The 18,323-nt window shown below is 74.5% G+C and carries 17 protein-coding genes; 5 read left to right on the top strand and 12 right to left on the bottom strand.

Features of this window, described 5'->3' with window-relative positions; all coding sequences use genetic code 11:
- Both E1284_RS27330 and E1284_RS27325 read left to right on the top strand, forming a co-directional pair.
- On the top strand, nucleotides 1–725 hold a 725-nt coding region (locus E1284_RS27330; protein WP_131943015.1), incomplete at its 5' end, for an acyl-CoA dehydrogenase family protein.
- Nucleotides 726–837: 112 nt separating this feature from the next.
- Nucleotides 838–1,047 carry a hypothetical protein gene (locus tag E1284_RS27325; protein WP_131943014.1) on the top strand — a complete coding sequence of 70 codons (210 nt, stop codon included), beginning with the start codon at nucleotides 838–840 and terminating at the stop codon, nucleotides 1,045–1,047.
- Nucleotides 1,048–1,149: 102 nt separating this feature from the next.
- Here the strand turns inward: E1284_RS27325 and E1284_RS27320 are convergent, their stop codons facing one another.
- From E1284_RS27320 to E1284_RS27305, 4 genes are all read right to left on the bottom strand, one after another.
- A complete protein-coding gene (locus E1284_RS27320) occupies nucleotides 1,150–1,737 on the bottom strand; it encodes a P-loop nucleotide/nucleoside kinase family protein (protein WP_131943013.1) in 588 nt (195 codons plus the stop codon).
- Entirely contained in the window at nucleotides 1,734–2,786 is a 1,053-nt protein-coding gene (locus tag E1284_RS27315) for an enolase C-terminal domain-like protein (protein WP_131943012.1), read from the bottom strand. Before E1284_RS27315 ends, E1284_RS27320 begins: the two co-directional genes overlap by 4 nt.
- Before the next feature lie 68 nt (nucleotides 2,787–2,854).
- Nucleotides 2,855–4,228, bottom strand: coding sequence for an LCP family protein (locus E1284_RS27310; protein ID WP_243714771.1), 1,374 nt, complete (start codon nucleotides 4,226–4,228; stop codon nucleotides 2,855–2,857).
- 319 nt (nucleotides 4,229–4,547) lie between these two features.
- Nucleotides 4,548–5,984 (bottom strand): GuaB1 family IMP dehydrogenase-related protein, encoded by a 1,437-nt coding sequence (locus tag E1284_RS27305; RefSeq protein ID WP_279433072.1) that lies wholly within the window; start codon nucleotides 5,982–5,984, stop codon nucleotides 4,548–4,550.
- Nucleotides 5,985–6,720: 736 nt separating this feature from the next.
- Between E1284_RS27305 and E1284_RS27300 the strand changes: the two genes are divergently transcribed.
- Entirely contained in the window at nucleotides 6,721–7,635 is a 915-nt protein-coding gene (locus E1284_RS27300; RefSeq protein WP_131943009.1) for an Lrp/AsnC family transcriptional regulator, read from the top strand.
- Between the two features lie 43 nt (nucleotides 7,636–7,678).
- On the opposite strand, the gene E1284_RS27295 is transcribed toward E1284_RS27300, so the two are convergent.
- From E1284_RS27295 to E1284_RS27275, 5 genes are all read right to left on the bottom strand, one after another.
- Nucleotides 7,679–9,283, bottom strand: a complete 1,605-nt coding sequence (locus E1284_RS27295) for a Na+/H+ antiporter (RefSeq protein WP_131943008.1) — start codon at nucleotides 9,281–9,283, stop codon at nucleotides 7,679–7,681.
- Between the two features lie 67 nt (nucleotides 9,284–9,350).
- A complete protein-coding gene (locus tag E1284_RS27290; protein WP_131943007.1) occupies nucleotides 9,351–10,223 on the bottom strand; it encodes a LysR family transcriptional regulator in 873 nt (290 codons plus the stop codon).
- Nucleotides 10,224–10,299: 76 nt separating this feature from the next.
- The gene (locus tag E1284_RS27285; RefSeq protein WP_131943006.1) at nucleotides 10,300–11,886 is read right to left on the bottom strand and encodes an MFS transporter; all 1,587 of its coding nucleotides are present in this window, start codon (nucleotides 11,884–11,886) and stop codon (nucleotides 10,300–10,302) included.
- Nucleotides 11,886–12,149 carry a ubiquitin carboxyl-terminal hydrolase 14 gene (locus tag E1284_RS27280; protein ID WP_131943005.1) on the bottom strand — a complete coding sequence of 88 codons (264 nt, stop codon included), beginning with the start codon at nucleotides 12,147–12,149 and terminating at the stop codon, nucleotides 11,886–11,888. The genes E1284_RS27285 and E1284_RS27280 overlap by 1 nt, the downstream gene beginning before the upstream one ends.
- 32 nt (nucleotides 12,150–12,181) lie before the next feature.
- Nucleotides 12,182–13,216, bottom strand: a complete 1,035-nt coding sequence (locus E1284_RS27275; RefSeq protein ID WP_131943016.1) for a GDP-mannose 4,6-dehydratase — start codon at nucleotides 13,214–13,216, stop codon at nucleotides 12,182–12,184.
- Between the two features lie 177 nt (nucleotides 13,217–13,393).
- Between E1284_RS27275 and folP the strand changes: the two genes are divergently transcribed.
- Complete coding sequence (gene folP / locus E1284_RS27270) at nucleotides 13,394–14,248, top strand: dihydropteroate synthase (protein WP_131943004.1); 855 nt, start codon at nucleotides 13,394–13,396, stop codon at nucleotides 14,246–14,248.
- Here folP and E1284_RS27265 read toward each other — a convergent pair.
- From E1284_RS27265 to E1284_RS27255, 3 genes are all read right to left on the bottom strand, one after another.
- A complete protein-coding gene (locus E1284_RS27265) occupies nucleotides 14,245–14,802 on the bottom strand; it encodes a CGNR zinc finger domain-containing protein (RefSeq protein ID WP_131943003.1) in 558 nt (185 codons plus the stop codon). The two genes, folP and E1284_RS27265, sit on opposite strands and share 4 nt — an antisense overlap.
- Before the next feature lie 206 nt (nucleotides 14,803–15,008).
- Nucleotides 15,009–15,581 carry a hypothetical protein gene (locus E1284_RS27260; protein ID WP_131943002.1) on the bottom strand — a complete coding sequence of 191 codons (573 nt, stop codon included), beginning with the start codon at nucleotides 15,579–15,581 and terminating at the stop codon, nucleotides 15,009–15,011.
- Nucleotides 15,582–15,922: 341 nt separating this feature from the next.
- Entirely contained in the window at nucleotides 15,923–17,260 is a 1,338-nt protein-coding gene (locus E1284_RS27255; RefSeq protein ID WP_131943001.1) for a pyridoxal phosphate-dependent aminotransferase, read from the bottom strand.
- 141 nt (nucleotides 17,261–17,401) lie between these two features.
- Here E1284_RS27255 and E1284_RS27250 point away from each other — a divergent pair.
- Nucleotides 17,402–18,323, top strand: a 922-nt coding sequence (locus tag E1284_RS27250) for a LysR family transcriptional regulator (RefSeq protein WP_131943000.1), incomplete at its 3' end; no start/stop codon positions are given.

Below are 18,323 nucleotides of genomic sequence, written 5' to 3'. Positions count from 1 at the left end.
CGGGTGGGTGGGTGCTGAAAGGGCAGAAGACGTTCATCTCGGGCGTGGACGAGTCCGACGCGGTCCTGTTCGTCTCCCGCAGCCAGGACCAGAAGGGCAACCTGCGCCCGTCGCTCTTCATCGTCCCGACGGACACGCCCGGCTTCACCTACACCCCCATCGACATGGAGATCGTGTCGCCGGAGAAGCAGTTCATCTGCCACCTCGACGACGTCCGGCTCCCCTACGACGCCCTCGTCGGCGACGAGGACGGCGGCCTGCTCCAGCTGTTCGCCGGCCTGAACCCCGAGCGGATCATGGCGTCCGCGATGGGCGCCGGCATCGGCCGCCTCGCCCTCGGCAAGGCGATCGGCTACGCCAGGGAGCGGCAGGTGTTCAGGACGCCGATCGGCGCCCACCAGGGGCTCGCGCACCCGCTCGCCGCCGCGAAGATCGAGCTGGAGCTGGCGCGGCTGATGGGGCAGAAGGCCGCCTGGCTGTACGACGAGGGCGACGACATGGGCGCGGGCGAGGCCGCGAACATGGCCAAGTACGCGACCGCCGAGGCCGCGATCCACTGCGTCGACCAGGCCATCCAGACCCACGGCGGCAACGGCCTCACCACCGAGTACGGCGTCGGGATGCTCGCCGGTGTCGTCCGGCTGATGCGCATCGCCCCGGTCAGCCGCGAGATGATCCTCAACTTCGTCGCGCAGCACTCCCTGGGGCTTCCCAAGTCGTACTGACCCAAAGATCACCCCATCGCTTGCCTTACCTGGAGTAGGGATCTAGTTACTCTCTGTAGTGGCCCGGGCAGGATCGCCGAGGAAGCATTCGGAGAAGGCGAAAGGAACGATCATGCGCAGGCTTCTCTCGGTCCTGGCCCTGGCGGCCGGTACGACGCTCGCCGGGTTCTTCGGCATGGCCGCCGCGGCGTCGGCGGCGCCGGCCGCGCCCGCGGTCCAGGCGTCCGCCATGCACCACTGCGACTGCGGCTGCTGCGGTCACCACCACCACGACCACGACCACGACGAGAACGTCAACACCAATATCAACATCAACAGCTGATCGCGCCGGCCGCCGCCGTGCGGCCCGGTCCGCCGGCGGAGGTCCCCGCGACCTCCGCCGGCAGGCACCGTGAGGCGGCCGTCCGGCTGCCGCCGCCGGGCGTCATGCGGGCGGGGCGAGCAGGGCGTCCAGCTGGGCTTCGAGCGGCACGGGCGCGGTGCGGCGGTTGTCGACGGCGATGTGCGGCACCGGGGGAGGCTCGTCCGGGCGCATCCGTGCCGTGAACGCCTCGAAGGCGGCCAGTTTGGCGGTGTCGCGCGGCGACCCGCGACCCTCCAGGCGATGACGGAGCGTCACCGCGTCCGACCGGATCCAGACGAGCAGGACGGGCGGCCCGCCCAGCTCCGCGGCCCACTCCGCCCAGCGCGCCGCGTCCCGGATCTGCCCGGTGAACGGCCCGCTCAGCAGCACCGGGCAGCCGTGCGACCGGATCTCCCGCGCCGTCGCGGTCATCCCCGCGTACTCGTGCCGCTTGACGTGCTCGTCGTACCAGGGGCCTTCGCGCTCGCCCGGGTCGCGGCCGGACGCCGCCAGCGCCGCCGCCGCGAACGGCCCGTACATCGTGTCCTTGTCCAGCAGTGCCGGCACCGGGCGCAGCCGCCGCAGCAGCAGGTCCGCCACGGTCGTCTTGCCGCTGCCCGGCGGGCCCGCCACCACCCACACCGGCGCCGCGACGACCTCCGCGGTCACGTCGCCAGGCGCATGCGCCGCGTCGCGAGCCGCTCGATGCGCGCCTCGTCGATCTCGTGGCCGAGGCCCGGCTGGGTGAGCGGGACGCCGACGACGCCGCCGGACGAGCGGACCGGCGGCGTCACGAACACCGGGCCGCCCGCCGGATCCGACACGTCGCTCGGCAGCGTGCAGCCCGGCAGCGCCGCGAGCGCGACCGCCGCGGCCTGCCCGATCCCGAACGCGCCGGTCCCGCTGCACCACACGTCCCAGCCCGCCGCGTACGCCAGGTCGTGAGCGCTGCGGGCCGCGGTCAGCCCGCCGAGCCGGTCCAGCCGCAGGTGCAGGGCGCGGCCCGCGTCCAGCGACAGCGCCGCGTCCAGCGCCTCCAGATCGCCGGCCGCCGGCGCCACGGCGGTGCCCACCCGCGACTGGAGCCGGGCGTGCGCGGCGAGGTCGCCGGCCGGGAAGGGGCGCTCCAGCGCCGCCAGGCCGTAGGCGTCCAGCGCCTCCAGCGCCGCCAGGTGGCCGGGGGACTCGGTGTAGCCGTGCCCCGCGTCCGCGACGAGCGCCAGCGCCGGATACGCCTGCCTGATCGCCCGCACCGGCTCGACGTCCCAGCCGGGGCGTATGTCCAGTGTGACGCGGGTGTGGCCCGCTCCAACGGCCTTGTTGACGCGGGCCGTGATCGTGTCCAGCGCCGGCTCGGGGGAGATCCGCGCGCCCGTCACGATGGACGTGCGGGTGCCGCCGAGCGCGTGCGCGAGCGGCAGGCCCCGCGTCCGGCACCACAGGTCCCAGCAGGCGGTGTCGACGGCCGCGGCGGCCTCGCTGGCGCCGAGGTCGGCGGCGGCGGACACGTCCTCGGGCCGGTCCCAGTCGAGGCCGATGAGGGCGGGGCCCATCCGCTGCTCGATGTCCGCCCAGGCCGAGCCCGACGCCCTCGCGGCGACGGGCATCTCGCCCCAGCCGACCGCATCGCCGCCGTCGAGCCGCACGAGCACGCTCTCCGGCCGCCGCCCGCGCGGCATCGCCACCTGGAAGGCGTCGCAGCCCTGGATCAGAGGCACCCCTCACCCGCCCTTCCGCAGAGGTCGTCTCCCTCTATGATCCACCCGGACCGGCCGGGCGCCGGCCATCACGGGCAGGCGGCCTCCAGCGACACCGGCTTGCTGTCCGGCTTCGGCGGCTGCGAACCGTCCGGGGACGGGCTGTCCGGCGTGCTCGCGGACGCGCTCGGCGAACCGCTCTGCCCGCCGCTCGGCGGCGCGCTCACCGCGTGCGGGTCGCTGTTGACCGCGTCGGACGCCAGCTTGCGGATCAGCGTGAAGTCGGGGTTCCCCGAGTAGATCAGCGGCGGCACGAACTGCAGGCTGCGGATCTCCGCGCCGTCCTTGACCTTGTTCGACAGCTTCACCAGCGCGGGCAGCAGTTCCTGCGGGATGTCGGTGGCCAGCGTCCGCTTCGCGGCGGCGGCGAGCTTGTCGAAGCTGGTGAGGACGGTCTGCGGGTCGGCCTGCTCGGCGATCGCGCGCATCAGGCACTTCTGCCGTCCCATCCGGACGTAGTCGCTGCTGTTGGTGCGCGAGCGGCCGTACCAGAGGGCCTCCTTGCCGTCCAGCGTGCGGTAGCCCGGCTGCAGGACGGCGCCCTGCAGCCCGTACGGGATCGGCTCGGTCACCTTGATCTTGACGCCGCCCATGGCGTCGACGATGTCGGCGAACCCGAACATGTCGACGAGGATGTAGTAGTCGACGCGCAGCCCGAGGATGCCGGCGATGGTGGCCTTCAGCAGCTCGGGGCCGCGGTGGTTCTTCGGGACGCCCGGCACCACGTCCGGGTGCTGCTCGGCGTACTCGTACACCTCGTTCAGCAGGCCGGGGTTCAGCGGGCCGTCGCCGGTGAAGCCGTAGGGGAACCGGTCGCGGGCCGGGCCGGGCGGCATCGGGAAGTGCTCCAGGTTGCGCGGCAGGCTCAGCAGCACCGTGTCGCCGGTCTCGGTGTCCACGCTGGCGAGCGTCATGCTGTCGGTGCGCACCCCGGTGCGGTCGGCGGCCGAGTCGCCGCCGAGGAGCAGGATGTTGACGCGGGCCTGCCCGTTGAACGGGTCCTCGGTGTCGACCTGCCTGCCGTTCTCGCTGCCGGTGCGGAAGATGCTCGTCAGCGCGTCGCGGTAGACGTAGGTGCTGTGCGCCGACCACGCCACCGGGACCCCGACGGCGAAGCACATCACCGCGACGGCCGCGGCGCCGAGCGCCCTGGCGCTGATCGGCATCCGCAGCGGCCGCAGGATCTGGTACGAGCGGATCACGACGAGGACCCACACCGCGCCCAGCGCGACCAGCCCCGCGGACAGGCGCTGCAGCACGTCCGGCTGGACGGCGAGGTGCAGCAGGTCGGAGCGGTACACGGTGGCGGCCGCCGCGACGGCGGCGGCGATCGCGACGTACAGGGCGAGCAGCAGGGAGCCGGCGATCCGGCGGCCGGTGACGAAGTGGGCGACGCCCCACACGAATGCGGACGCGAGGGTCAGCGCGAGCGCGCGCGGGAGACCCCGCGCGCCTCCGGAAGAACCGTCTCGGTCTCTCTCCGGCGCATGTCGACTCGACGACCGACCCATGTACGCTCCGATTCCCACCCACGGTGATTTAAGCCCCGGCTCACATGATGGACGCGCGGAACCGGGCAAAGGTTGCGTGGGAGTCGACCGCATGCGAGCGGGTGCCGCCTCTGGGACAGCTGATGATCAGGATAGGGAATCGGGCCCCGTTTTGGGGAGCCCGGCGCCGACCGGCGCCGGCCCGGCGCCGATCGGCCCCGGGCCGGCGGCGTCACCAGCTCGTGGACAGCGGCATTCCCTCGGCGTATCCGGACGGGTTCTGGATCCCGACCGTCGCCCGCTCGTGGAACTCCTCCAGCGTGCGCGCGCCCGCGTAGGTGCACGAGCTGCGCAGGCCCGCCACGATCTGGTCGATCAGGTCCTCCACGCCCGGCCGCCGCGGGTCCAGGAACATGCGGGACGTGGAGATGCCCTCCTCGAACAGCGCCTTGCGCGCCCGGTCGAACGGGGAGTCCTCGGCGGTGCGCAGCCGCACGGCCCGCGCCGAGGCCATCCCGAAGCTCTCCTTGTACAGCCGCCCGTCGGCGGCGCGCTGCAGGTCGCCCGGCGACTCGTAGGTGCCGGCGAACCAGGACCCGACCATCACGTTCGCGGCGCCCGCCGCGAGCGCGAGGGCCACGTCGCGGGGGTGCCGGACGCCGCCGTCCGCCCACACGTGCCGGCCGAGCCGGCGCGCTTCGGCGGCGCACTCCAGGACGGCGGAGAACTGCGGGCGCCCCACCCCGGTCATCATCCGGGTCGTGCACATCGCGCCGGGCCCCACGCCGACCTTGACGATGTCGGCGCCCGCCTCGATCAGGTCGCGGGTGCCCTCGGCGGTCACCACGTTCCCCGCCACGATCGGGACGGCCGGGTCCAGGCCGCGGACGGCGGCGAGCGCGCTCATCATCTTGTCCTGGTGGCCGTGCGCGGTGTCCACGACGATCAGGTCGGCGCCCGCCTCCAGCAGCGCCTTGGCCTTCCCGGCGACGTCGCCGTTCACGCCGACCGCCGCGGCGATCCGCAGCCGCCCGGCCGCGTCGACGGCGGGCTGGTAGAGGGTGGCGCGCAGCGCGCCGGTGCGGGTGAGCACGCCCGCGAGGCGGCCGGAGGCGTCCACGACGGGCGCGAGCCGGTGGCCGCGCTCGTGCAGGCGGTCGAACGCCTCGCGCGGGTCCACGCCGGCCGGGACCGTCACGAGGTCGCGGGACATGATGTCGCGGAGCTGGGCGAACCGGTCGACGCCCTGGCAGTCGGCCTCGGTGACCACGCCCACCGGCCGGTCGTCCTCGACGACGATCACGGCGTTGTGCGCCCGCTTCGGCAGCAGCGCGAGGGCGTCCCCGGCGGTGCTGCCCGGGTCCAGCCGGATCGGGGTGTCCACGACCAGGTCGCGCCCCTTCACCCAGCCGATGACCTCGGCCACCACCTCGGCCGGGATGTCCTGCGGGAGCACCGCGATCGCGCCGCGCCGGGCGACGGTCTCGGCCATCCGGCGGCCGGACACGGCCGTCATGTTCGCGACCACCAGCGGGATCGTCGTCCCGCTGCCGTCGGAGGTCGACAGGTCGACGTCCAGGCGCGACCCGACCGGGGAGCGGCGGGGGACCATGAAGACGTCGTTGTAGGTGAGGTCGTGAGCGGAGCGCTCACCGTTCAGCAGGTGCACGGCTGTACAACACACCAATCGCGGTTCTGAGTGGCTGGGCCACCGTACATTGTCGGCCATACCCGGGGATGGTGCGGCCGCACCCGCGGCGGAGGCGGGCCGCGAGCCCCTACCCAGGGGTGATGACCCTGTGTCCCGGGGGCGCGACCGGCCGTTCCGCGGCGATGTTCCGGCCTTCTTCCAGGCATAACGAAAATGAATCGGCGGACCCGGTCGAAAACGGTGCAACGTGGGGCTTGGCTCTCTGTAAAGTTACCTCTTGACGTAACTGCGCCCACGATGCACTTTTTTTACATGTGTCTCACGCGGACGGCGGACCCGCCGTAAGGGGCGTGACAGCAGAACACCGGGAGAAGCGCATGCAGCCCACGCACTTGAGCCCGGTCGGCCGTGCCCGCCGTCCCCGCCGCGCGCCCCTCCGGCCGCGCGGCGCGCGCGCCGCCCGCGGGTCCGGCGCGCCCCGGCGCGGGCGCCGCGGCGGCCGGCGCCACCCGCCGCGCCCGCCGCCCGGCGGGCGCCCGCCATGCGCGCCGTACCGGGACCGGCAGCGTTGCGCTGCCGCAGCGGTTTTCGCGGCGCCCGAAACGTCGCCGGGCCGCACCGGCCGCCGACGCTTCGACGGCCGCCGGGCATGGCGAACACGAGCAAGATCAATATTTGACGTCTAACCGTCCTGAAATGGAATGATCTTGCAGTTGCCGACAAACCGATTCATGACACGTCGAGGAGGAGAGCCGTGCTGGATGCGGTCGACGCCGTGCTCGTCCGCGAGCTCCAGCGGGATGGCAGGGCGACGTTCCAGGCGCTGGCCGATCGCGTCGGGCTTTCCCGCACGGCCGTGCGGGCACGGGTGCAGCACCTTCTCGAAACCCAGGTCGTCCGCGTCGTCGGCATCGTGCACGCCGCCGTCGTGGGCGCGGAGGCGATCGGGCACGTCTCGCTCACCGTGGACGGCTCCGCCCGGGAGGCGGCCGCGGCCGTCGCCGAGCGGCCCGCCGTCAGCTTCAGCGCGCTGATCGCCGGCCCGTACGACCTGGTCGCGCAGGTGCGCACCCGCGACGACGCCGCGCTCGCGGCCGAGGTGGACGCGATCCGCTCCATCCCCGGCGTGCGCGCGGCGGAAGTGTTCCGGTCGGTGTCCACCGTGCGCGACAAGCACGCGGTGGTGCGCGAGCTCGGCGAGGTCAGCCTCGACGACATCGACTGGCGGCTGCTGCACGAGCTGCAGCGGGACGGGCGCGCCCCCTACACCCGGCTCGCGCAGGTCATCGGCCTGTCGCAGGCCGCCACCCGCGCCCGGGTGGTCAGGCTGATGCGCACCGGCGTCATCCAGGTCACCGGGCTGGCCGACCCGCTCGCGCTCGGCGCCGCCGAGCTCGGCGGGTTCGGCCTGGTGGTGACCGGCGGGCTGCGCAAGGTCGCGGAGGCGGTGGCCGCCCAGGACGGCGTCCGCTACCTGGCGACCGGGTTCGGCCGCTACGACATCGTCGGGCAGGCCGAGGCGGCCTCCCGCGCCGAGCTGGTGGCCGTGCTCGACGCCATAAGGTCCGTGCCCGGCGCGACGGTCCGGGAGTCCTGGCACCACCTGGACGTGGTGAAGGAGTCCTACGCCGTCGAGCTGCCCGAGCAGCGCCTCAACGGGTCGTCCTGACCGGACCCGAGCCCCGGCCGCGGTGACCCCGTGGCCGGGGCGCCTAGTCGCGGTCGAGCGCGACCTCCTCCAGGTCCAACTCGTGCATGACGCGGGTGAGGACCTCGTCGTCGATGCGGCGCTCGTCCCGGAGGCGGACGAACACCTGCCGCTCGGCCGCCAGCATCTCCCGCCGCAGCCGCCGGTACGTCGCGGTCGGCACCTCCTCGCCGGCCGGGCCCGTCCCGCCGCCGAGCCGCTCCCAGGCGCGCAGCCGCCGGTGCTCGGCGAGCTGGCGGAGCCGCTCGACCACCGACTCGTCCAGGCTCTCCGCGGCGTTCAGCTCCTCCAGCCGCTCCAGCGCCGCCCGCGCCGCCGCGTGCTGCGCCCCCGCCTCCGCGACGGTGTCGGTGTAGCGCTCCCGCGCCCCGCCGATGCGCAGCAGGCGGATCAGCGCCGGGAACGTCAGCCCCTGCACGAGCAGCGTCCCGAGGACGGTCGTGAACGTCAGGAACAGGATCAGGTCGCGGCCCGGGAACGGCTCGCCGGACGCGGTGAACGGGATCGCGAACGCGGCGGCGAGCGACACGACCCCGCGCATCCCCGCCCACGACACCACCGTCAGCCCCCGCCACCCGTGGTCCTCCCGCGCCCGCTCCCGCCTGGACAGCAGCCGGGGGATCCGCGAGGCGGGGAACACCCACACGAACCGCGCCGCCACGGTCACCGCGAAGACCGCGACCGCCCACCAGGCCAGCTGCTGCCAGCTCCGCTCCGACAGGCCGTGCAGCACCGGGCGCACCTGCAGCCCGATCAGCAGGAAGACCACCGACTCCAGCAGGAAGACCATGACCTTCCAGAACGAGCGGCCGATCAGCCGGGTCACCGCCGCCGACTCGGTGGCGCGGTGCCCGAGGTACAGCCCGCTGACCACCACGGCGATCACCCCGGAGGCGTGCACGGACTCGGCGATCAGGTAGGCCGCGAACGGCGCGACCAGCGCGGCGCCGTTCTCCACCAGCGGGTCGTGCAGCCGGGTCCGCAGCCAGTGCAGCGGCGGGCCGAGCAGCAGCCCGACGGCCGCGCCCGCGGCGGCGGCGAACGCGAACCGCCCGACCCCCTCCGCCGGCGTGAACCCGGCGCCCGTCGCCGCCAGCAGCGCCACCCGGAACGCCGTCAGCGCCGTCGCGTCGTTGAACAGGCTCTCCCCGACCAGCACCGTCACCGTCCGGCGCGGCAGCCCGAGCCGCTGCGCGACGCTCACCGCCGCGACCGCGTCCGGCGGCGCCACGATCGCGCCGAGCACGAACGCCGCCGACAGCGGCAGCCCGGGGACGAGCAGGTGGGCCGCGTAGCCCACGGCGAACGTGGTGAACAGCACCAGCCCCACCGACAGCAGGCCGATCGACCAGGCGTTCTCGCGCATGCCGGCGAACGAGCTCTGCCAGGCCGCCGCGAACAGCAGCGGCGGCAGGAACACGAACAGGACGAACTCGGGGTTCAGCTCGAACTCGGGGATCCCCGGGACGTACGAGACGCCCAGCCCCGCGATCACCAGGATCAGCGGCGACGGCAGCCCGATGCGCCGCGCCCCCGCGGCCACCATCAGAGCCCCCACCGGTACGGCCAGCAGCCAGAGCGCGTGCGTCGTCTCCACTCGCCAGATCATGACATGACAGGAACGTGACGGCCGGTCCGGCCGAGCCGTCGCGGGGACGCCGCCCGTCCCCCCCGGGTCAGTGGGCGTCGCGCCCGGTCTCCTTGGCGAAGGCCAGGAAGTCGCGGGCGGCGGGCGGCAGCCGGCGGTGCGCGTGCACGAGCCCGATCATGCGGGTGATCGGCGGCAGGAACGAGCGGACCGCCACGCCCTCGGTGTCCTCGATCTGGTTGCGGTACCACAGCAGGGAGCCCATCCCGGCGCGGACCCAGCCGAGCCACGCGCCCCGCTCGTCGGACTCCACCGCGGCGACCGGGGTGGCGCCGACGCGGCGCAGCACGGCGTCGATCTCGGCGCGCAGGGCGGTGCCGCGGGACGGCAGGACGAGTCGCATGCCGTCCAGCGCGGCGGGCGGCACCGGCTCGCGGACCCGCAGCGCAGGCGGCGAGACCAGCACCACCTCGCGCTGCTCGAACGGATGCGCGGACATGTCGCCGGGGACGGGCAGGTCGGTGAGCGCGAGGTCGGCGCGGCCCGCGCGCAGCGCCGCCGCGACCTGGTCGCGGTCCTCGCAGCGGACCACCCGGACCCGGGCGGTGGGCTGGTGGCGGGCGAAGCGGGGGACCAGCCGCCCGGTCAGCTCCGGCTCCAGCGACGCGGTGACCGCGATGCGCAGCTCCGCGCCGCGCCCGTTCGCGCGGGCGACCGACAGCCCCTCGATCGCCTCGACGGCGTCCAGCGCGACCCGGGCCTGCCGGACGACCTGCTCGCCGACCGGGGTGAGGACGACGCCGCGGCCCGACCGGGCGAACAGCTCGACGCCGAGTTCGCGTTCCAGCTCGCGCACCGCCCGCGACAGCGCGGGCTGAGCCACGTAGAGAGCCTGGGCCGCCGACGTCATCGTGCCGTGGTCGGCGGTCGCCACGACATAGCGCAGCTGCCGCAGATTCATGTGCCGACCGTATGCCACCGAACCGCTCCGGTCCTGGACATAGCCGGAATCGGCCCGAGGATTCGGCCGGGGCCGGTCAGCCGCGCGGCCCCGGCGCCGGTCCGGACGCCGGGCCGGCGGCGGGCGCGACGGTGTCCGGCTCCGGTTGCAGCGGCGGCGCGCCGACGGCGCAGTGGCTCCGGCACTCCGGCCGGACCGCCGCCCCGGACGGGGTGCGCAGCGCGTCGCCGTGGACGGTGAAGAAGGTCAGCACGGCCCCGCCGACGAGGAGCACGGCGGACGCCGCCATCGCCGTCCAGTACCCGCCGGAGAAGGCCGCCGCGTCCTCGAAGGCGTCGCCGGTCAGCCCGGCCAGCGGCGGGATCGCCGCGACCGCAAGCAGCCCGGCGGCCCGCGCCACCGCGTTGTTGATGCCGCTGGCCACGCCCGCGTGCCGGGCGTCGGCGGTGGCGAGGACGGTCGCGGTGAGCGGCGCGACCACCGCCGACAGGCCGAGCCCGAACACCACCACGGCGGGCAGCACCTCCCGCACGTAGGAGGCGTCCGGCCCGATCCGGCCGACGAGCAGCATCCCGCCGGCGGCCACCAGCAGCCCCGCGGTCATCGGCAGCCGCGGCCCGATCTTCTGCGCGAGCGCGCCCGCCCGCGCGGACAGCAGCAGCATCAGCACGGTCACCGGCAGCAGCGCCGCCCCCGCCGCCACCGGCGAGAACCCGCCCACCACCTGGAGGTTCAGCACGAACAGGAAGAACAGCACGCCCATCCCGCCGTACATCAGGAACGTGACGACGTTGACCGCGGAGAACTGCCGCGAGGCGAACACGCCGAGCGGCAGCATCGGCTGCGGCGCCGCACCCGCGCCGGCGCGCCCGCGCCGCGCGCCCGGCAGGTACCTTCCCTTGCCGCGCATCCGCTCGACCAGTACGAACGCGGCGGCGGCCGCCAGGCCCAGCACGGCCGCGGCGCCGATCACCGGCGGCGCGGCGTTGCCGCCCGGCGCCTCGGTGAGCGCGTACGTCGTCCCGGCCAGCGCCAGCGCCGCCAGCGCCGCGCCGAGCACGTCGAACCGCCCGCGGGCGTCCGGGTCGGCGCTCTCCGGGACGTGCCGGAGCGACACCAGCACCACCAGGGCGGCCAGCGGCACGTTCAGCAGGAACACCCACCGCCACCCGGCCGCCTCCACGAGCCAGCCGCCCGCGAACGGGCCGATCGCCGCCGCGACCCCGCCGAGGCCCGACCAGGCGCCGACCGCGCGCGGCCGGTCGTCGGGGGCGAACGACGACTGGATGATCGCCAGGGACCCCGGCGTGAGCAGCGCCCCGCCGACGCCCTGCAGCGCCCGCGACACGATCAGCATCTCGATGTTCAGCGCGAGCCCGCACAGCACGGACGCCGCGGCGAACCACACGACGCCGATGAGGAACACCCGGCGGCGCCCGAACCGGTCGCCGAGCGACCCGCCGAGCAGGATGAACCCGGCGAGCGTCAGCGTGTAGGCGTTGATCGTCCACTGCAGGCCGGACATGTCGGCCCGCAGGTCCCGCCCGAGGGCGGGCAGCGCCACGTTCACGACCGTGGAGTCGAGCAGCGCCACGCCCGACCCGAGCACGGTCGCGAGCAGGATCCACCGCCCCGGCCCGCTGCGCAGCGGGACGTCCGGCATCAGACGATCAGTTCATCGACGAAGCACCAGCGCCAGTCCTCATCCGGTTCGAACGAGCGGACGATCGGATGCCCCTCCTTGCGGAAGTGCGCGGAGGCGTGCCGCATGGGGGAGGAGTCGCAGCAGCCCACATGCCCGCAGCCGAGGCACAGCCGCAGGTGCACCCACCGCGTCCCCTCCTCAAGGCACTCCTGGCATCCCTGCGGGGTGCCGGGCGCCGGATCGGTCGCCGGAAGGGATTGCACGTGCTCACAAATGCCCATATGCGCATGGTGCCACGCGGACGGTCAGGGGATCACCAATGGTCGGGGCTGAACGGCTCGTCCTCGGGGCGGGCGGACTCCGACAGCAGCCGCAGGTCCGACTCGACCATCATCGTCACCAGGCCCTCGAACGTGATCTCCGGCTCCCAGCCGAGCTGCTCGCGGGCCTTCTTCGGGTCGGCGCACAGCAGGTCGACCTCGGCCGGGCGCGTGTACTTGGCGTCCAGGACGACGTGGTCCTCCCAGTTGAGGCCCGCCGTGCGGAACGCGAACTCCACCAGCTCCCGCACCGACTGCGTTTGGCCCGTTCCGATGACGTAGTCCTCGGGGGAGTCCTGGGCGAGCATCAGCCGCATCGCGCGGGCGTAGTCGCCCGCGTAGCCCCAGTCGCGCCGCGCGTCCAGGTTGCCGAGGCGCAGCTCCTGGGCCAGGCCCAGCTTGATGCGCGCCGCGCCCAGCGAGACCTTCCGGGTGACGAACTCGGCGCCGCGGCGCGGCGACTCGTGGTTGAACAGGATCCCGCTGACCGCGAACATCCCGTAGGACTCGCGGTAGTTCTGCGTGATGTAGTGCCCGTAGCTCTTGGCGACCCCGTAGGGGCTGCGGGGGTGGAACGGGGTCCGCTCGTTCTGCGGGGTCTCCCGGACCATCCCGAACATCTCCGACGACGACGCCTGGTAGAAGCGGATCTGCTCGCGGTCCGGCGTCCGGGACGGGCTGATGCCCGACACCACGCGGATCGCCTCCAGCATCCGCAGCACGCCCATGCCGGTGACCTCGGCGGTGAGCTCGGCCTGCTGCCACGACATGGGGACGTAGGAGATCGCGCCCAGGTTGTAGACCTCGTCGGGCTGCACCCGCTCCACCGCCGAGATCAGGCTGCCCTGATCCAGCAGGTCGCCGGTGGTGATCTGCACGTCGCCGATGTGCTTGCGCAGCCGCGACACGTGCGGGTTCGCCTGCCCCCGCACCAGGCCCCAGACCTCGTATCCCAGCTCAAGCAGATGCTCGGCCAGATACGAGCCGTCCTGTCCGGTGATGCCGGTGATGAGTGCTCGCCTGGACAGCGGATCCTCCATGGCTGAAATAGGTCGATGCGGGGCCCACCGCGGGTGAACCCGGGGTAGGCGTGAAATATGAGATTACCGACCACGACGCGACGATGACGAGGGAGGGCTCCGTTTGAACCGAATTCACTTCTGGTTCGCCCGCCGCGGCGCCGCTGTGCCACGGTGAGAGCCATCATGAGCTCTCCGGACGCGCCGCCGCTGCGGCTGAACGGCCGCGACATCGGCCCGCGCGCGATCATGGCGGTGGTGAACCGCACGCCCGACTCCTTCTACGACAGGGGCGCCACCTTCGGCTTCGGCGCCGCCCTGGACGCCGTCGACCGGGCCGTCGCGGCCGGCGCCGACATCGTCGACATCGGCGGGGTGAAGGCCGGCCCCGGCGAGGACGTCGGCGTCGCGGAGGAGCTGCGCCGGGTGGTGGACCTCGTCGCCGCCGTCCGCGAGCGGCACCCCCGCGTCGTGATCAGCGTCGACACCTGGCGCGCCGAGGTCGGCGAGGCGGTCGCCGCCGCCGGCGCCGACCTGCTGAACGACACCTGGGGCGGGCCGGACCCGCGCCTGGCCGAGGTCGCCGCCGCGCACGGCATCGGGCTGGTCTGCGCGCACGCCGGGCCCCTCGACCCGCGCACCCGGCCGCACCGGATCGGCTACGGCGACGTCGTCGCGGACGTCGTCGCCCACATCACCGGCGAGGCCGAGCGGGCCGCCGCGCTCGGGGTGCGGCGCGACGCGATCCTCATCGACCCCGCCCACGACTTCGGCAAGAACACCCGCCAGTCGCTGGAGATCACCCGCCGGCTCGGCGAGCTGACCGCCACCGGGTGGCCGGTACTGGTCGCGGTGTCCAACAAGGACTTCATCGGCGAGACGCTCGGCCGCCCCGTCGACAAGCGCGGCGTCGGCACCATGGCCGTCCTCGGCGTGTCCGCGCTGCTCGGCGCCCGCGTCTTCCGCGTCCACGACGCGGCCGCCGCCCGCCGCGCCCTGGACGCGGTCGCCGCGGTGACGGACGGGGGCGCCGCCTCCTAGTGGGCGGCCTCGCGCTGGCGGGCCCGGTAGGCGGCGACGTGCATGCGGTTGCCGCAGGTGCGGCTGTCGCAGTAGCGGCGGCAGCGGTTGCGGGACAGGTCGACCAGGACGCGCGCGCAGTCCGGCGCCTCGCAGGTGCGCAGCCGGTCCAGCTCGCCCGCCGCCACCACGTAGGCCAGCGCCATCCCGCAGTCGGCGGCCAGGTGCTCCCCGAGCGGCGCGCCCGGCGCGAAGAAGTGCACGTGCCAGTCGTAGCCGTCGTGGTCGGTCAGGTGCGGGGTGGTGCGGACCTCGCCCACGATCGCGTTGATCCGGCGGACGGCGGACGGCACGTCGCCGGCCCGGAACACCTCGTGGAACCGGGCCCGCAGGTCCAGCACCCGGAGCAGGTCGGCCTCGCTGAGCGCGCCGACGTCGCTGAAGGCGTTGCGGTCGACGAACGCGCGCAGGCCGTCCAGCCCGCCGAGCTCCTCGGCGCCGGAGGTGGCCGCGCCGGTGTTGATCAGGTCGACGACGACGGCGAGGGCGTGCTCGGTGTCATGAGTGAAGATCACGATGACTCCAGTCTCGGGGGACCGGGGCGGTCGTGCTCCCGGCTCCGTCGCCGGGGCCGGAACGCGGCCCGTGGCCCCACCCTATGCCGAGGGTGCCGCCCGCCGGGGCCCGCCCCGGCGGGACGCGTCGGCGCGTCCGGTGGCCCGCTCCGGCCGGAACGTTCCACCGGAGGCCGCGCGCCCGGCGCCCCCGCCGCCGTGCGGAGTCAGCGCTCGTAATGCGGGTCGGCGACGACCGGGTAGTAGGCGTCGGTGTGCTGGACGCGCATCGTGACGGCCGTTCCGTCCAGCGTGTAGTCGGCTTTGACCTGGCGGAACATCGAGTCGCTCGCCCAGGGGTTGTAGAGCCGGCCCACGGTGGCGCCGTAGCGCAGGTGGACGACGTCGTAGCCGCCGGACGGCATCGACTCCAGCACCAGGCCGTCGGCGAGGGACACGGTGAACCGGAACTCCGAGGGGGCGTCCGGGCCGTGGATCACCGTGAGCAGCCGCACCCCGCCGGCCGTCGTCTGCGCGACGATGTCGGTGTCGACGTCCACGCCGACGAACACCCGCAGGCTGGGGCGCAGCACCTGCGCGACCGTGTCGGCCGCGGTGAAGTCGATGCCGAGGTGGATGCGCTGCCCGTCCCTGGTCGGCACCCACACCCCGTCACGGGCCCGCTGGCCCCAGGCGACGTCGGGGTTCTCCATCTCCTGCGGCTCGTTCTTGCCCCGCGCGACCAGAATCCTGGAGGCGGCGCTCATCGCCGCGGCAGCCCCGTCCCGTGCATGCCTCATGACGGGCCCCCTCGCCTTCTTTCACCACTCGCGTGACTTCGCGCTCGTCCTGGCTTCGGCACGGGCGGGACGGACCGGGCGCGCATGGCCCTGCCGCTGGTCGTTTGGTGACGTTCGCCCCGTGCGTCGTTGGACCTTACACCACGCTTATCAGCGCCGGTCGGACCGGGCGGAGAACCTCCCCGCGGCCGATCCCGGCCGCTCCCGGCCGGGGTCACGCAGCGCGCCCGGCCCTTCACGCAGCGGGCCGCGGACCGCCCCTGCGAAGGGCGGCCCGCGGCATCCGCGCGGCGCGAGCGGAGCTCGTTGACCGGTCGGCGGCGGGCGGGGCCGGAGGACGGTTACGCGAGGGCCGGTTCGCTCGCGGTGACGCTCACGGCCAGGTCCGCGAGGGCCTCGCTCAGCCGGTCCAGGGCGTCCGCGATCCACGGCAGCGCCGCGGGCGCGGGGGAGGCCAGGGCGGCGCGGCGCTGCTCGTCGTCCTCCCCGTAGAGCAGGCTCGGCGCCACCCGCATGCGCAGCGCCGAGGGCGCGTCGCCGAACGAGCTGCCGGGCAGGACGCCGATCCCGTACCGCTCCAGCAGCAGGCCGGTGAGGTCGGCGGCCGTGCGGACGCCGTGGTGCTCCGCCAGCACGTCCCGCAGCGGCCCGAAGTCGGGGTAGACGTAGAAGGCCGCCTCCGGCCGCCGGACCCGCGCGCCCGCGGCGGCGAACCGGTCGGCGACCGCGCCGGTGACCGCGGCGTGCAGCCGCCGGCTGCGGTCGACGTGCTCGACCAGTTCGGGCGGCTCGGCGAAGGCGTAGGCGGCGGCGTGCTGCATCGGGGCGGGGGCGCTCGACCAGATCTCGCTCGCCACCCCGAGCAGGCTGTCGCGCAGCGCGCGGCCGAACGGCCCGTCCGGCAGCCGCGCGACGCCGAGCCGCCAGCCGCCCGCGGCGAGGCTCTTGCTCAGCGCGGTCGTCACCACGGTCCGCTCCGGCGCGTACCGGGCCGGGCTCGGCACGGTCCGGCCCGGCTCGTGCACCAGGTCGCGGTAGATCTCATCGGAAACGATCACGAGGTCGTGCTCACGCGCGACCGCGCACAGCTTCCGGACCGTCTCCTCCGACGCCAGCGTCCCCGTCGGGTTGTCGGGCAGCGTCACCACGACCGTGCGGACGACGCGGCCCCGCGCGCGGGCCCGCACCACGGCGTCGGCCAGCAGCGCCGGGCTCGGCACGCCGCCCTCGCCCGGCGGGGTCGCCACCCGGATCGGCGCCGCGCCCGCCAGCGACGCCTGCGCCGCGTAGCTCACCCAGCTCGGCGCCGCCACAACGACGTCGCCGCCGAGCGAGGTCAGCAGCGCGAACAGCAGCGGCTTGCTGCCGGGCCCGGCCACGACCGCGGACGGGTCGGTGGGCAGCCCGCGCCGCGCCCAGTACCCGGCGGCGGCGGCGCGCAGCGCGGCCGACCCGGCGACCGGGCCGTAGGCGCCGCGCCCGGCGGCCGACTCCAGCTCGCGGGTCAGCGCGGGATGGATCGGGATCCCCGCCTCCCCGAAGCCGAGGGGCAGCACGCGCTCGCCCTCCCGGCGCTTGCGGGCGATCGCCTCGTTGACCGCGAGGGTCGCCGACAGGGGAACCGGGCGCGGCGCGAACGACAGCGGCCGGACGGATGCGGACTCATTCTGGGCAGGCATCAATGCTCCAAAGGGCATGGCGAGATAACGGTGGGTGACCGTGGAATCCCCGTGTGCGACCCGGCCGGGCTCGCTTCACTCTTGCCCGCTGCAAGCATCATTACAAGCGAGTCTCATCGATGGTTACCGTAAGATGTTCTGATGCTCGAACTGCGCAGGCTGCGGTTGCTCGCCGAATTCGCCCGCCGCGGCAGCATCGCGGCGACCGCGGCCGCCCTCGGCTACACCCCCTCGGCGGTCTCCCAGCAGCTGGCCGCCCTGGAACGCGAGGCCCACGTCCCGCTGCTGGACCGCACCGCCCGCAGCGCGGAGCTGACCGACGCGGGACGCCGCCTCGCCGAGCGCGCCCAGGAGATCCTCGGCCTGGTCGAGACGGCGGAGGCGGAGCTGTCGGCGCAGGCAGGCGCGCCCTCGGGGCGGGTCGTGGTGACCGCGTTCCCGACCGCCGCCGTCGCCTTCGCCCCCGCGCTGGCGCGCAGCCTGGGCGAGCACCCCGGGCTCACGTTCGTGCTGCGGCAGACCGCCCCCGGCACCGGGATCCGCCAGGTGCAGAGCGGCGAGGTCGACATCGCGCTGATCGACGACTGGACGGGCAAGGTCCCCGACCAGGCGCCCGCCGCGCTGGAGTTCTTCCACCTGCGCCGCGATCCGCTGGTCCTGGTCGTGCCCGAGGCGCATCCGATGTCGGATCCGGACCGGCCGGTCGACCTGGAGCGGCTCCGGGACGAGCCGTGGATGGCGGCGCCGCCCGGCGAGCCGTCCCGGCAGGCCGTCGAGCGCCTGCTGGACACCGTCGGCGGCGCCCGCCCCGTGCCGTGGGAGTTCGAGGGGCTGCACACGATCCTGAGCCTGGTGGCGCGCGGCATCGGCATCACCGCGGTGCCCGCGCTGGCGCTCGCTGCCGGCGACCGGGGCGTGGCGGTCCGGCGGATCCCCGAGTGCACGCTCGCCCGCGAGGTGTACGCCGTCACCCGCACCGCGAGCGTCCGCAGGCCGTCGGTGGCGGTGACGCTGCGCGCCATCTACGCCGCCGCGCGGGACGCCCAGCCCACCCCGCCCGGGG

The sequence above is a fragment of the Actinomadura bangladeshensis genome (assembly GCF_004348335.1).
GTDB classification, from domain to species: Bacteria; Actinomycetota; Actinomycetes; order Streptosporangiales; family Streptosporangiaceae; genus Spirillospora; species Spirillospora bangladeshensis.
This window is presented reverse-complemented; position numbering and strand designations above follow the sequence as displayed.